This is a genomic window from Knoellia remsis (assembly GCF_003002895.1).
Taxonomy (GTDB): domain Bacteria; phylum Actinomycetota; class Actinomycetes; order Actinomycetales; family Dermatophilaceae; genus Knoellia; species Knoellia remsis.
Genome location: NZ_PVTI01000001.1, coordinates 137,452 through 150,923, shown reverse-complemented (window position 1 = coordinate 150,923; position 13,472 = coordinate 137,452). Strand labels below are relative to the sequence as shown.

Genomic DNA, 13,472 nt, shown 5'->3' with positions numbered 1-13,472 from the left:
CGCCCCCGACGGCGGCCGCGTCACCTCTCGTCGCGGTCCGCTCTCACGACCACTGCCGGTGCAGGGTGAGGGCGCGCACGTCGGTGAGCGAGGCGACCTGGTCGACGACGACCCGCAGCGCGGCTCCGTCGTCCTGCGCGGCCTCGAGGTCGGCGCGCAGGTCCGGGTCGAGCCGCGCCGGGTCGCTGCGATAGGCCTCGACGAGATCGGCGATGACCGCCCGCTCCCCCACCTGCACCTCGAGCCGCTCCTCGGCGTTCATGACGAAGTGCGCGGACACGGCCTTGAGCACCGCGACCTCGGCGCGGGTGTCGTCGGGGACGACGAGGTCCGCCTCGTGCCGGACGAGCGCCCCCCAGCCGTGCCGGTCGCGCGTGGCCGACTCGACGGCTTGGACGAAGCGGCCGATGACGCGCGAGGTCATGTCCTTGAGCCGGGCCAGGTCGGCCCGGCTTCCCGTGTATGCCGTGGGCACCGTGCCCGTGCCGAGGATCCGTTCCAGCGCGGCACCGAGGGCGTCGCGGTCGAGGTCGGCGGCGTAGCTGCCGCCGGCAACGACGAGGACGGCGTCGACGTCGGCGTCGTCACGGAGCAGCCGTGGGTCGAGCCGTCCCGAGGCGATGGCGTCCTCGACGTCGTGCACCGAGTAGGCGACGTCGTCGGACCAGTCCATCACCTCGGCCTCGAAGGCACGGTGACCCTCGGGAGCGCCGTCACGGAACCACTCGAAGACCGGCAGGTCGTCGGCATACACGCCGAACTTCGTTGTCGGAGAAGGCGACTCGCCGCGCCGCCACGGGTACTTCGTCGTCGCGTCGAGGCTGGCGCGGGTGAGGTTGAGCCCAGCCGGTCGGCCGTCGGGGTGGAACCGCTTCGGCTCGAGGCGGGTGAGGATGCGCAGGGTCTGGGCGTTGCCCTCGAAGCCGCCGATGTCCGCGGCGATCTCGTTGAGGGCGCTCTCCCCGTTGTGCCCGAAGGGCGGGTGCCCGAGGTCGTGGGCGAGACAGGCGGTGTCGACGACGTCGGCGTCGCACCCGAGGGCGGCACCGAACTCGCGCCCGATCTGGGCGACCTCGAGGCTGTGCGTCAACCGGTTGCGGACGAAGTCGTCACTGCCCGGCTGGAGCACCTGTGTCTTCGCGGAGAGCCGGCGCAGCGAGGCCGAGTGGACGAGCCGGGCGCGGTCGCGGGCGAAGTCGTCACGGTCGGCCCGCTTGTGGGCCGGGTCCTCGGCGACCCACCGTTCACGGTCGCGGGCGGCATACGTCACGCGGACGACACTAGAGGGTCAGCGCGAGGCAGCGGCGGCTGCCGCGGCGGCGCGCTCGACCCACTTCGGCTGCTCGCCGTAGCGCTGCGTCGGGATGAGCCGCCCGGCGGCGCTGTCCTCGATGAGCTGGGTGAGGCGGCTCTCCCGCGTCGACTCGCGCTTCGCGCTGGCCACCCAGTTCTCGGCGAGTCGGCGGTAGGACGGCGTGGCCACCTGCCAGAACGCCGCGGCCGCGGGGTCGGCGAGCAGGCGGGCGCGCTGCTCGTCGCCGAGCGACAGCGCCGATTCGTAGGAGTAGCCGCTGCGTTCGGGGTTGCGCGCCTCGAACGCGGCGAGCCCGGCCGGGTGCATCCGGCCCTGCGCGGTGAGTCGCTCGACGTGGGCGATGTTCACCGCACTCCAAGCGCTGCCCGGCTTGCGCGGCGTCCACCGCTGGCGGCGCGCGTCGTCGTCGATGCGCTGCGAGACGCTGTCGATCCAGCCGAAGCACAGCGCCTCCGGCACCGCCTCCTCCCAGGTCAGTCCGCGGTCGGAGACATGCTTCTTGTGCAGTCCCATCCACAGCTCGGTGGCGCTGTCGTGGTGCGCCTCGAGCCAGGCCCGGAACTGCGCCGCGTCGCGGAAGAAGAGCGCCGGACGCTCGGCGGAACCACCCGGCATACCGATCTGCACCATGGTGCCCACCCTCCCACGGGGGCACACGCCCCGGGCCCGGTTCAGCCGCCGGAGACGGAGAGCTCGGCCTGCGCGACCTGGTCACGCTGGGCGTCGTCGAGCTCGCGCGAGCGCAGCCAGTTCTCGGGCAGGGCGACGACGCGCGGCGAGCCGGCGCGGCCCCGCTGCCCCTCGGCGGCGTCACCGGGCCACGGCGCGTCGAGGTCCATCGTGCCGATGAGGTCGTCGAGCGCCTGGAGGCTGTCGACGAGGGCGAGCTGGTTGCGGACCTGCGACCCGGCCGGGAACCCCTTGAGGTACCACGCGATGTGCTTGCGGATGTCGCGGCAGCCGCGCAGCTCGTCCCCGTCGTAGAAGTCGACGAGGTATGCGGCGTGCCGGCGCAGCGTGTCCGTCACCTCGCGCAGTCCCGGGCGGACGCGCTCGGTCGTGCCGGCGAAGGCCGCCGCGAGGTCGGTGAAGAGCCACGGCCGGCCGAGGCAGCCGCGACCGACGACGACGCCGTCGCAGCCGGTCTCGGCGACCATCCGGAGTGCGTCCTCGGCGGACCAGATGTCGCCGTTGCCGAGGACGGGCACGGTCGTCACGGCTTCCTTGAGCCGGGCGATGGCCGACCAGTCCGCCTGGCCCGAATACGCCTGTGCCGCAGTCCTTCCGTGCAGCGCGACGGCGGCGGCGCCCTCGGCCTCGGCGATCCGTCCGGCGTCGAGGTAGGTCACGTGGTCGTCGTCGATGCCGATGCGCATCTTCACGGTGACCGGCACGGCATACGGGCTCGCCTCGCGCACCACGGCGCGCACGATGCCGGTGAAGAGCTCGGTCTTCCACGGCAGCGCCGCTCCCCCACCCTTGCGGGTCACCTTGGGGACGGGGCAGCCGAAGTTGAGGTCGATGTGGTCGGCGCGGTCCTCGGTGACGAGCATCCGTGCGGCGAGGCCCGCCGTGGCCGGGTCGACCGAGTAGAGCTGCACCGAGCGCGGGTGCTCCTCGGGGCCGTGGCTGATGAGCCGCATCGTCTCGGGGGTGCGCTCGACGAGGGCCCTGCTCGTCACCATCTCGTTGACGTAGAGACTCGTCGCGCCGCTCGCGCCACCGGCTGCCGCGCCCGCCGAGCCGTACTCGCGGCAGAGCCGCCGGAACGCCCGGTTCGTGATGCCCGCCATCGGGGCAAGGACGACCGGGGACTCGATGACGTGGCGCCCGATCCGCAACGGCGGCAGGACCGGGGCGGCCGTCGAGGGCGCGGTGGTGGTGGGTGCGGCAGTCATGACCGCACGATTGTCCCACTGGTTCACTGGGGTCATGTCCACGCTGATCTCCGCCACCGACCTCGCCGCGCTCCTCGACGGTGGTGAGGTGCGGGTGCTCGACGTCCAGTACACGCTCGCCGGCGACGGTCCGTCGCTGTATGCCGCGGCGCACCTGCCCGGTGTTCCGCACCTCTCGCTCGACGACGTGCTCGCGGGGCCGCCCGGGGCCGGTGGACGGCACCCGTTGCCGTCAGCCGAGCGGCTCGAGGCCGGGTTGCGGGCGGTGGGGGTTCGCGAGGGTGAGGCCCTCGTGGTGTACGACCAGCAGACCTCGCTGGCCGCGGCCCGGGCGTGGTGGGTGCTGCGCTGGGCCGGTGTCGCCGACGTGCGCGTCCTCGACGGTGGGCTGGCCGTCTGGCAGGCCGCCGGGCTGCCGGTGACGACGGAGGTTCCCGAGGTCTCGCCCGGCGACGTCGTGGTGCGGCCGGGGTCGGTGCCCGTCCTCGATGCCGGCGGCGCGGCACGCGTGGCCGCGGACGGCATACTGCTGGATTCGCGTGCGGGAGAACGGTTCCGGGGCGAGACCGAGCCGATCGACGCGGTGGCCGGGCACATCCCCGGTGCGCGGAATGCGCCGATGGGTGAGCAGCTGGAGGACGACGGGCGGTTCCGGTCGGGCGAGGAGCTGCGGGCCTATTTCGCGGGGCTCGGTGTCGACGACGGCGTCGAGGTCGGGACGACGTGCGGGTCGGGCGTGACCGCCTCGCACACGGCACTGGCGTTGCACCTGGCCGGGTTCGAGGCGACGCCCTACATCGGCTCGTGGAGCGAGTGGATCACCGACGAGAGCCGCCCCATCGCCACCGGCCCCGCCGACTGATTGCGCACAGTTCGCACTCTCAACCCACTGGTTGCGCACAGTTCGCATGGCCCTCATGCGATTTCTGCGCAATAAGTCGGAGTCAGGGGGCGACGGCGAAGATCGGGCTCAGGCTGCCGGGTACCGGCGACCCGTCAGCGGTGACGTCGCCACGCGGCCCGACCGACACGCGCGACAACTCGTTGCGGCCCACATCCCACACCAAGATCTCGTCACCCCACAGCAGGACCAGGCGATCGTCCGCCACCCACCTCAGGGGCCGACAGCAGCCCTTGGAGAACTCGGTGTCCGGGGGGTTGTCCGGTACGAGGAGCATTCGCGGGTCCAGCAGGGGTGCATCTGCGACGAGCACACCCTGATACGGCACGGTCCCACCAACAGTCGGCGCGGCGAGCTGGGCCTTCTCGGTCAGCCAGCCTGCGGTGGCGAAGAACCGGCCACTCGACCAAGTCTCGCCGAATGCTCCCGAGAAGATGGGTGGGGCGGGGCGGCTGTCGGTCTGCGCACCGTCAGCGGCGTGGCTCGCCAGCGTGGCGCCGCCGCCCCCGAACGACAGCCGGTACCTGCCCGCATAGGCCGAGCCGTCGAAGCGAGTCACGCGACCCGTGGACGGGTCCACCCTCCACTGGGTCGTCTCGGACCCGGCGACGAGGTACCGTCCGTCGTCGGTCCAGCCGACGGAACGCAGGGCTGCATCGGGCACCTCGATCGTGCGGCTCGTCGCCGTGACGGCGTCGATGATGATCACCCTGTCCGGCTGAACCAGCGCGACGGACCGCCGGTCCGGTGAGATGGCTCGCTCGCCCAGCGCGATCGTCACGCTGCCCTCCGGGGAGGTGACCGACGCCAGCCTGACCGTGTCGACCTCATGCCACGGCCTGGACAGGCTCGGCCGGTACAGGACCGGGTACATCGCGCCGTCCGTCCCGAAGCGCAGCAGCACGGCCGAGACCGGTGCGAGGTTGTCGCCGGACGCCGCCAGCGCCTGCTGGTCCTTGCTCAAGGGCCGGATGTCTCTTGCGTCGGGGTTGAGGCTCTCGGGGAGCCCGAGCGTCTTCGCGGTGCGCGCATCGACGCGGGGCAGGGCGGCGGCCTGCTCAGGCGTCGGGCCGAAGACGGCGTCGACGCCGAGCACGTCGACCGGCTCGGCCTGCCAAGGCGCGCTCGCGCTGGGGGTCGGCGTCGTCGCGGGCAGGGTGCGTCGGTCATCGACCCCGCGGGGGATGACGACGACCGCGGCGACCACGGCGGCCGCGGCGGCCGCGACACCAGCGGTGACGAACCGGGTCCGGCGCCGACGGGCGCGCGCACCCTCCCACGCATCGGTCACGAAGTCGCGTTCGGCGATGGGCGCGGCGGCCTCGTCGAGGAGGGCCTTGAGGTCGGGGCTCATCGGACACCTCCGGGCGTCTCGAGGGAGAGGTCGGGCATGAGCTCGCGCAGCCGTCGCAGGGCGTCGTGCGATTGGCTCTTCACGGTGCCGACGGAGATGCCGAGCGCCTCGGCGGTGTCGCGCTCGGACCGGTCCTCGAACCAGCGCAGCACGACGACCGCTCGTTGGCGTGGCGGCAGCTGGGCCAACGCGCGCATCAGGTCGACCCGTTCACCGGTGTCGACGCCGCCGGGCGCAGGATCCGCGTCAGGCAGCTCGGCCGCCAACACCTCGCGCCGGCGCTTGCGCCACGCCGAGACGGCATCGCGGTAGAGGATGCGGCGGACGTAGGCGTCGGGGTACTCGTTCTTGACCTTCGACCAGTGCAGGGCGAGCTTGACGAGGGCGCCCTGGAGCAGGTCCTCGGCGAGGTGCTCGTCACCGCAGACGAGGTAGGCCGCCCGCAGCAGCCGGTGTTGGCGGGCTCGCACGAACGAGGCGAAGTCATCGTCGACGTCCATGCCGACCCCTCCCCTCGCCCAGCGCTCCGGTGACGCTCACACTCTCCCAACGCACCGGCATACGCAAAAGGTTGGGCGCCTACCCGCGAGATCGGCGGTCGTGCACGACACGGTTCGCCAACCATCGCGTGCTTCGGAAACCGGATCGACCCGGTTTCCGAAGCACGCTCCGGTTGGCGAACCACAGTGGGTATGCCGTCCGCTCACCCGAGACGGTGGAGCACCAACCCGAGCCGAGTCAGCCGGAGATGCGACGGAGCACGTCGGCGAAGTCCTCGACCTCGTCGAACCGGTCGGTGAACCCGGCCTCGCGCGCCTCGTCGGCGGCGGGCAGGAAGCCCGCGTGAGCCGTGCCCGTCGCGCCCAGCAGGGCGGTGACGAGCTCGGCCGCGGCCCGATCGATGCGCCGGTCCAGGCCCGACGTCCCGAAGTCGTCCGTGGCCGCCATGACCCCCGTCGGCACGACCGAGGCGTGCAGGTAGGAGAACAGCGGCCGCAGCGCGTGGTCGAGTGCGAGCGAGTGCCGCGCCGAGCCACCGGTCGCCGCGATGAGGACCGGCTTGCCCTCGAGCGCATTCACGTCCAGGTTGTCGAAGAACGACTTGAACAGGCCGCTGTAGGAGCCCGAGAAGATCGGCGTGACGGCGATGAGCGCGTCCGCGCCGATGACCTTCTCGATGACCTCGGTCAGCTCGGCGCTCGGGAAGCGCGTGAGCATCTGCTCGGCGATGAGCTTGGCCAGGGGCCGCAGCTCGATGACCTCGACGACGGCGTCCTCACCGTGGGCGGTGACGTGCCGGTCGACGGCCTCGACGAGGCGGTCGGTGAGCAGCCGGGTCGAGCTGGGCTCGGACAGCCCGGCCGTCACGGCGACGATGCGACGAGTCATGTCAGACCTCCGCGGGGGTCTCGGTGGTGGACGTGCTGGTGGCGCCAGTGGTGGTGGAGGCGGATCCCGTCGCGATGGCCTCGGCGTCCCGCTCGGCCTGCGCGACCCGCTCCGCGTGGCGCGGGGCGTGGGCCGGCACGTGGGCCGGGCGACGCGCGTCGGCGATCTTGCGCAGCTCGGGCACGACCTCGCCACCGAGGATGTCGAGCTGCTCGAGGACCGTCTTCAGCGGCAGGCCCGCGTGGTCGATGAGGAACAGCTGGCGTTGGTAGTCCCCGACCTGGTCGGCCATCGCGCCGTAGCGCTCGATGACCTGCTGGGGCGAGCCGACGGTGAGCGGCGTCTCGCGCGAGAAGCTCTCGAGCGACGGGCCGTGACCGTAGACCGGCGCGTTGTCGAAGTACGGCCGGAACTCGCGAACGGCGTCCTGGCTGTTGGGGCGCATGAACACCTGACCGCCGAGGCCGACGATGGCCTGGTCGGCGCTGCCGTGGCCGTGGTGCTCGAACCGGCGACGGTAGAGCTGGACCATCTGCTTCGTGTGCGACATGGGCCAGAAGATGTTGTTGTGGAAGAAGCCGTCACCGTAGTAGGCGGCCTGCTCCGCGATCTCCGGGCTGCGGATGGAGCCGTGCCACACGAACGGCGCGATGCCGTCGAGCGGGCGCGGCGTCGAGGTGAAGCCCTGCAGCGGCGTGCGGTGCTTGCCCGCCCAGTTCACGGCCTCCTCGGTCCAGAGCTGGCGCAGCAGCGCGTAGTTCTCGACCGCGAGCTCGATGCCCTGGCGGATGTCCTTGCCGAACCACGGGTAGACCGGGCCGGTGTTGCCGCGCCCCATCATGAGGTCCATCCGACCGTCGGCGAGGTGCTGCAGGTAGGCGTAGTCCTGCGCGATGCGGACCGGGTCGTTCGTCGTGATGAGCGTCGTCGACGTCGACAGGACGATCTTCTCGGTCTGCGCCGCGATGTTCGCGAGCAGGACCGGCGGGTTCGCCGGCGCCGCGAACGGAGGGTTGTGGTGCTCACCGGTCGCGAAGACGTCGAGCCCGACCTCCTCGGCCTTCTTGGCGATCGCCACGGTGGCCTTGATGCGCTCGTTCTCCGTGGGCGTCGTGCCGTTCGTCGGGTCGGTGGTGACGTCACCGACGGTGAAGATTCCGAATTCCATTGCGCACCTCTCCTCGGGTGGTCCTGCTGGGTAGTTGATGTTTCATCTACCTGAACCGTAGGCCGTGGCGGTCCATTCCCGCAGGCCGGCACGGACGGCATACGCCCTGCGCGAAGCGCAGTTTCCGCGCAGCTTTCGTATGCCGTCCGCGCGCCTCAGGGGGCCGCGACCGGGGCGACCTCGACGCGGGCGATGCGCCGCTGGTCCATCTCGAGGACCGTGAGCGTGTGCCCGTCGACGACGACCGAGTCCCCGACGACGGGGATCCGCTGGAGCCGGTCGAGGACGAGCCCGGCGACCGTCGAGTAGCGCTCGACCTCCGCGTCGATGCCGGTGAGCTCGGCGAAGTCGTCGAGGTGCATGCTGCCCTCGACGTCGATGACCTCGTCGCTCCCGTCCACACCGGGGTGCGCCGGGTCGTGCGCGAGCACTCCCCCGTCACCGCCGTCCGGCGCGTCGTACTCGTCGCGGATCTCGCCGACGAGCTCCTCGACGATGTCCTCGAGCGTGACGATGCCGTCGGTGCCGCCGTACTCGTCGACGACGAGGGCGAGGTGCACACCCTCGCGCATCCGCGTCATCGTCGCGAGCACCCGCCCGCTGCTGGGCAGGACGGTGATCTCGCGCAGGAACGGCGCGATCGTCGTCGTCGCGCCACGGCCGCCGTCGACGTCCTGGGACAGCAGGTCGCGAACGTGGACGAAGCCGATGACGTCGTCGACGGAATGGTTCCGGATCACGGGGAAGCGCGAGTGCGGCGTCCGGCGGATGACCTCGCGCGCCTCCTCGAGCGTCGACGACACGTCGAGGAAGTCGACCTCGCCGCGCGGCCGCATGACCTCGCGCAGCGTCCGGTCCGTCGCCTCGAAGACGTCCTGGAGGATGCGGCGCTCGTCGGCCTCGAGGTCCTTGTGCTGACCGACAAGATGGCGCAGCTCGTCCTCGGTGATCTCGTCGCCGGCGAGGTCGGGATTGCCGCCGAGCAGGCGCACGACCGCGTTCGTCGACCGCGACAGCAGCCAGATGACCGGCCGCATGACGGTCGCGAACCGCGACAGCGGCGGCGCGACCGCGAGCGCGATCGGCTCCGGACGCTGCAGGGCGAACCGCTTCGGCACGAGCTCACCGAAGACGAGCGAGAGATAGGCGATGACGAGGGTCATGCCGACCAGTGCGACCGAGTCGGCGGCACCCGCGGGCAGCCCCGCACTCACGAGCAGCGGTGCGACGTCGGGCGCGATCGTCGCCGCACCGTACGCCGCGGACAGGAACCCGGCGACCGTCACGCCGATCTGCACTGCCGCGAGGAAGGTGTTGGGGTCACGGGCGAGGCTCGCGACCTTCGCGCCGCGCGGGCCGGACCGCTCGAGCGCCGACAGCTGGGTCTCGCGCAGGGAGACGAGGGCCAGCTCGGTGGCGGCGAACACGCCACCGATGAGGACGAAGAGGAGGACGAGCCCGAACGCGAGCGCGGTGTCCTGGTTCACCGGACCCTCCCGTCGTCAGGCGTGGGCAGGGTCCGGACAGGTCTTCGCGGGCGTTTCATGCCGTCAAGGTTAACGGTGGCCGCCGCGACCCACCTCGGCTCGCGCCGCGTCGAGCCGCTTCTGCGCGGCGATGACGGCGCGGCGAGCGGTCCTGGCGTCGGCTTCGGCGGCCTTGACCGCGGCCTCGGCGTCCTTGAGGTCGGCCTGTGCCGCCTTCATCGCGGTCTCGGCCTCGGCGAGCTCGGCCTCGGCACGCCGGCGCTCCTTCGCCTCGGCCTTGGCCTTCTTCGCGGCCGCGACGGCGGCGGCCAGCTCCTCCTCGGTGAGCTCGTCGTCCTCGTCGGGATCCGACGCGGGCGCGTCACCGGCCCGCTCGCGTCGGTCCTCCGCGTCGGCGTCGACCGCTTCGGCGTCGGCATCGACCTCGGCCTCGGCCTCGGCGGCAGCGCCACCCTGCGCCCCGCCCTGCAATACCGACACGATCGACCCGGACGTCGTCACGCCGACCGCGCCGCTGACGTCGACCTCGCCGAACCCGCTGTAGGACAGGGCCCGTGTCAGCTGACCACTCGCGGCCGCGTCCGACGCGGCCTCGTCGGCGAGCACCGCGATGGCGGTGCCGCGCACCTCGTCCCGGCCGCTCGCACTGAGAGCGCCGCCTTCGCTCTCGGCCGCCTCTGCGACGGTGTCGACGTATGCCGCGAGCGCGCGGTCGCGCTCGTCACGCGCCCCGGTGAGTGCGGCCGCGTCGAGACGGGCCTGGGCAGCGCGCATCCGCACCCCCAGGCCGACGAGGTCGGCCAGTGCCGGCGCGCCGCGGTGCGCCACGAGGTTCATCGCCCACGCCGTGACGGTCGGCTTGCGCAGGGCCAGCACCGCCTTGGCCGCGGCGGGTCCCGCGGCCGCCTTGGCCTCGGCGGCCAACGCCTTGCGGGAGGCGACGAACTGCGCCGGCGGGACGGCATACAGCTGCGCCGCGGCAGCGGCGACGGCACGCTCCGACGACGCGTCATCGGGGTCGGCTGCCATGGCCTCGACGATAGCCCGCCCGGGGCCGGCGCCGGTCAGGTCGGGTCGGCGGTCGGCGGTGCGTCGCCGGGACCGCTGGCACGACGCCACGAGCGGGTCGAGGTGGTCGTGATGTGCCAGGCCCACAGCAGGCAGCCGAGGGCGACGAGCGCGAGACTCGTGGCGGCGAGCGTCACCACGGAGCCGCTGACGAGCGGCGTCACCACGGCGGCGATGAGCGCGTTCGTCGCGAGCGGCATGACCCCGGCGACGGACGCCGCGGCGCCGCGCATCTGCGGGAAGAGGTCGAGCATCGCGACCTGGATCGTCGGGAACGCCATGCCCGTGCCGATGGCGATGAGGCTGGGCCCGACGACCGCCCACGGGAGCACCGGACCGAACGCCACGGCGAGGACGACGTTGACGACGGCCATGGCCGCGGCGAAGAGGAACGCCCACGTGATGAGCCGGCGCGCGCGGACCCGACCCGCGGACCGTCCGCTGATCCACGAGCCGAGGACGACGCCGCTGATCATCGGGACGAAGAACTGCCAGAAGTCGCCCTCCCCCTTGCCGAGGAGGTCGAGGACGAAGATCGCCGCGCCGCCGATGTAGATGAACTGCCCGGCGAAGACGAGGGTGATCGCCCACCCCATGCGCTCGAACTGGCCGTCGCGCGCGACGTGGACGAGGTCGCCGAGCATCGGCCCGAGGCGCATCGGGCGGCGGCGTTCGCGCGGGTGTGTCTCGGGCACGACGACGAGGACCGCGACGGCGAGGACGACGGCGAAGAGCCCCGTGAACCAGAAGATGAGCGGCCACGGACCGAGCCCGAGGAGCAGGCCCCCGATGACCGGCGCAACCGCGGGCGCCAGACCGAAGATCATCATCACCCGGCTCATGACCCGCTGCGCCTCGGGGCCGTCGAAGAGGTCGCGGATGATCGTGCGCCCGATGATCGTGGAGCCGCCGGCGGACAGGCCCTGCAGGACGCGGAAGACGAGCAGCGTCGGCAGGTTCGGCGAGAGCGCGCACCCGACACTGGCGAGCGCGTATGCCGTGAGCGCACCGATGATGACCGGTCGCCTCCCGACGGCGTCGGAGAGCGGGCCGTGGAACGGCGTCATCGCGGCGAACGCGAGCATGTAGGCGCTGACGACGAGCTGCATGTCGTCGACGTCGACACCGAACTCGCCGCGCATCTGCGCGAACGCCGGGAAGGGTGTGTCGATCGAGAACGGCCCGAGCATCGCCATGCCGGCGAGGACGAGCGTCAGGAGCAGCCCCGCGTGCCGGGGTGAGGGTGTCGCGGCGTGAGCGGCGGGTGCGGACCCGCCGCTCACGACGGAGTCTCGGTGACCGGCATCAGCTGCCGACGAGGCGCTGGGCGAGGAAGCCCTCCACCTGGTCGAGCGCGACGCGCTGCTGCTCCATCGTGTCGCGCTCGCGGATGGTGACCGCCTGGTCCTCGAGGGTGTCGAAGTCGACGGTGATGCAGTACGGCGTGCCGATCTCGTCCTGGCGGCGGTAGCGCTTGCCGATCGCTCCGGCGTCGTCGAAGTCGACGTTCCAGTTCTTGCGCAGGGTGGCCGCGAGGTCGCGCGCCTTGGGCGAGAGGTCGGCGTTGCGCGACAGCGGCAGCACCGCGGCCTTGACCGGCGCGAGCCGGTGGTCGAGGCGCAGCACGACGCGCTTGTCGACGCCGCCCTTGGTGTTGGGGGCCTCGTCCTCGGCGTAGGCGTCGACGAGGAACGTCATGAGCGAACGCGACAGGCCGGCCGCGGGCTCGATGACGTAGGGCGTGTACTTCTCGCCGGTCGTCTGGTCGAAGAAGACGAGGTCGGTGCCGGAGTGCTGGCTGTGCGTCGACAGGTCGAAGTCGGTGCGGTTCGCGATGCCCTCGAGCTCGCCCCACTCGGAGCCGGCGAAGTTGAAGCGGTACTCGATGTCGACGGTGCGCGTCGAGTAGTGGGAGAGCTTCTCCTTGGGGTGCTCGAAGTGGCGCAGGTTGTCGGGGTTGATGCCGAGGTCGACGTACCAGCGGGTGCGCTCGTCGATCCAGTACTGGTGCCACTGCTCGTCGTCGCCGGGCTTGACGAAGAACTCCATCTCCATCTGCTCGAACTCGCGGGTGCGGAAGATGAAGTTGCCCGGCGTGATCTCGTTGCGGAAGCTCTTGCCGGTCTGGGCGATGCCGAACGGCGGCTTCTTGCGCGACGTCTGCATGACGTTGAGGAAGTTGACGAAGATGCCCTGCGCCGTCTCGGGGCGCAGGTAGTGCAGCCCCGACTCGTCCTCGATGACGCCGAGGTAGGTCTTGAGCATCATGTTGAAGTCGCGCGGCGCGGTCCACTCGCCCTTGGTGCCGCAGTTCGGGCAGGTGAGGTCGGCGAGCGTGACGTGGTCGGGGTCGAGCTGGTCGTCGGCGGCGGCGCGCTTGTTCTTCTTGTCGGCGAACGCCTCCTGGAGGTGGTCCATCCGGAAGCGCTTGTGGCAGCTGAGGCACTCGATGAGCGGGTCGCTGAAGGTGCCGACGTGGCCGGAGGCGACCCAGGTCTCGCGCGGCAGGATGATCGAGGAGTCGAGGCCGACGACGTCGTCGCGGCCGGTCACCATCGACTTCCACCACTGGCGGCGGATGTTCTCCTTGAGCTCGACACCGAGGGGGCCGTAGTCCCACGCCGACCGGGTACCGCCGTAGATCTCTCCACTGGGGAAGACGAAGCCGCGACGCTTGCAGAGGTTGACGACGGTATCGACGGTGGAGGTCTCCTTGGCCATGCGCGCAAGGGTACTGTCCCGCCTCGGCTGCACCGAACTCGCGCCAGCTCGTCCCGAACCGTCCAATGGGGTGAGCCCGGGACGGACGTTTGTCCCGAACTCACCCCATTGGATGGGTTCTTCACGCGGTGTGGGCGTATGCCGGCCGCGCGCCGTGGTGTCGGCCGCGCA

Annotated in this window: 12 protein-coding genes; 1 reads left to right on the top strand and 11 read right to left on the bottom strand. The window is 71.7% G+C overall.

Going from position 1 to position 13,472, the window contains the following annotated elements; translation table 11 throughout:
- Positions 1 to 43 precede the first annotated feature (43 nt).
- Genes BCF74_RS00680 through dusB form a run of 3 tightly spaced genes read right to left on the bottom strand, consistent with a single transcriptional unit; the run spans position 44 to position 3,213 of the window.
- Positions 44 to 1,270, bottom strand: a complete 1,227-nt coding sequence (locus BCF74_RS00680; protein ID WP_106296032.1) for a deoxyguanosinetriphosphate triphosphohydrolase — start codon at positions 1,268 to 1,270, stop codon at positions 44 to 46.
- 18 nt (positions 1,271 to 1,288) lie between these two features.
- Positions 1,289 to 1,945, bottom strand: coding sequence for a YdeI/OmpD-associated family protein (locus BCF74_RS00675; protein ID WP_106296031.1), 657 nt, complete (start codon positions 1,943 to 1,945; stop codon positions 1,289 to 1,291).
- A gap of 41 nt (positions 1,946 to 1,986) precedes the next feature.
- Positions 1,987 to 3,213 carry a tRNA dihydrouridine synthase DusB gene (gene dusB / locus BCF74_RS00670; RefSeq protein WP_106296141.1) on the bottom strand — a complete coding sequence of 409 codons (1,227 nt, stop codon included), beginning with the start codon at positions 3,211 to 3,213 and terminating at the stop codon, positions 1,987 to 1,989.
- Positions 3,214 to 3,247: 34 nt separating this feature from the next.
- Between dusB and BCF74_RS00665 the strand changes: the two genes are divergently transcribed.
- Positions 3,248 to 4,075, top strand: coding sequence for a sulfurtransferase (locus tag BCF74_RS00665; RefSeq protein ID WP_106296030.1), 828 nt, complete (start codon positions 3,248 to 3,250; stop codon positions 4,073 to 4,075).
- Between the two features lie 82 nt (positions 4,076 to 4,157).
- Here BCF74_RS00665 and BCF74_RS00660 read toward each other — a convergent pair whose 3' ends face one another.
- From BCF74_RS00660 to BCF74_RS00625, 8 genes are all read right to left on the bottom strand, one after another.
- The gene (locus tag BCF74_RS00660; protein ID WP_106296029.1) at positions 4,158 to 5,468 is read right to left on the bottom strand and encodes a WD40 repeat domain-containing protein; all 1,311 of its coding nucleotides are present in this window, start codon (positions 5,466 to 5,468) and stop codon (positions 4,158 to 4,160) included.
- On the bottom strand, positions 5,465 to 5,968 hold the full coding sequence (locus tag BCF74_RS00655) for a SigE family RNA polymerase sigma factor (protein ID WP_106296028.1): 504 nt from the start codon (positions 5,966 to 5,968) through the stop codon (positions 5,465 to 5,467). Before BCF74_RS00655 ends, BCF74_RS00660 begins: the two co-directional genes overlap by 4 nt.
- Positions 5,969 to 6,206: 238 nt before the next feature.
- Positions 6,207 to 6,857, bottom strand: coding sequence for an FMN reductase (locus BCF74_RS00650; RefSeq protein WP_106296027.1), 651 nt, complete (start codon positions 6,855 to 6,857; stop codon positions 6,207 to 6,209).
- Between the two features lies 1 nt (position 6,858).
- The gene (locus BCF74_RS00645; RefSeq protein WP_106296026.1) at positions 6,859 to 8,025 is read right to left on the bottom strand and encodes an LLM class flavin-dependent oxidoreductase; all 1,167 of its coding nucleotides are present in this window, start codon (positions 8,023 to 8,025) and stop codon (positions 6,859 to 6,861) included.
- Between the two features lie 155 nt (positions 8,026 to 8,180).
- A complete protein-coding gene (locus tag BCF74_RS00640) occupies positions 8,181 to 9,512 on the bottom strand; it encodes a hemolysin family protein (protein ID WP_106296025.1) in 1,332 nt (443 codons plus the stop codon).
- Positions 9,513 to 9,581: 69 nt separating this feature from the next.
- On the bottom strand, positions 9,582 to 10,541 hold the full coding sequence (locus BCF74_RS17205) for a hypothetical protein (protein ID WP_170070084.1): 960 nt from the start codon (positions 10,539 to 10,541) through the stop codon (positions 9,582 to 9,584).
- A gap of 35 nt (positions 10,542 to 10,576) precedes the next feature.
- The gene (locus BCF74_RS00630) at positions 10,577 to 11,863 is read right to left on the bottom strand and encodes a multidrug effflux MFS transporter (protein WP_245889135.1); all 1,287 of its coding nucleotides are present in this window, start codon (positions 11,861 to 11,863) and stop codon (positions 10,577 to 10,579) included.
- A 22-nt stretch (positions 11,864 to 11,885) separates the two neighbouring features.
- Positions 11,886 to 13,301 carry a glycine--tRNA ligase gene (locus tag BCF74_RS00625; RefSeq protein ID WP_106296024.1) on the bottom strand — a complete coding sequence of 472 codons (1,416 nt, stop codon included), beginning with the start codon at positions 13,299 to 13,301 and terminating at the stop codon, positions 11,886 to 11,888.
- Positions 13,302 to 13,472: the final 171 nt, after the last annotated feature.

Coding starts and splice junctions, on each gene's coding strand:
- BCF74_RS00675 (WP_106296031.1), bottom strand. CDS start 1,945: ATGGTGCAGATCGGTATGCCGGGTGGTTCCGCCGAGCGTCCGGCGCTC.
- dusB (WP_106296141.1), bottom strand. CDS start 3,213: ATGACTGCCGCACCCACCACCACCGCGCCCTCGACGGCCGCCCCGGTC.
- BCF74_RS00665 (WP_106296030.1), top strand. CDS start 3,248: ATGTCCACGCTGATCTCCGCCACCGACCTCGCCGCGCTCCTCGACGGT.
- BCF74_RS00660 (WP_106296029.1), bottom strand. CDS start 5,468: ATGAGCCCCGACCTCAAGGCCCTCCTCGACGAGGCCGCCGCGCCCATC.
- BCF74_RS00655 (WP_106296028.1), bottom strand. CDS start 5,968: ATGGACGTCGACGATGACTTCGCCTCGTTCGTGCGAGCCCGCCAACAC.
- BCF74_RS00650 (WP_106296027.1), bottom strand. CDS start 6,857: ATGACTCGTCGCATCGTCGCCGTGACGGCCGGGCTGTCCGAGCCCAGC.
- BCF74_RS00645 (WP_106296026.1), bottom strand. CDS start 8,025: ATGGAATTCGGAATCTTCACCGTCGGTGACGTCACCACCGACCCGACG.
- BCF74_RS17205 (WP_170070084.1), bottom strand. CDS start 10,541: ATGGCAGCCGACCCCGATGACGCGTCGTCGGAGCGTGCCGTCGCCGCT.
- BCF74_RS00625 (WP_106296024.1), bottom strand. CDS start 13,301: ATGGCCAAGGAGACCTCCACCGTCGATACCGTCGTCAACCTCTGCAAG.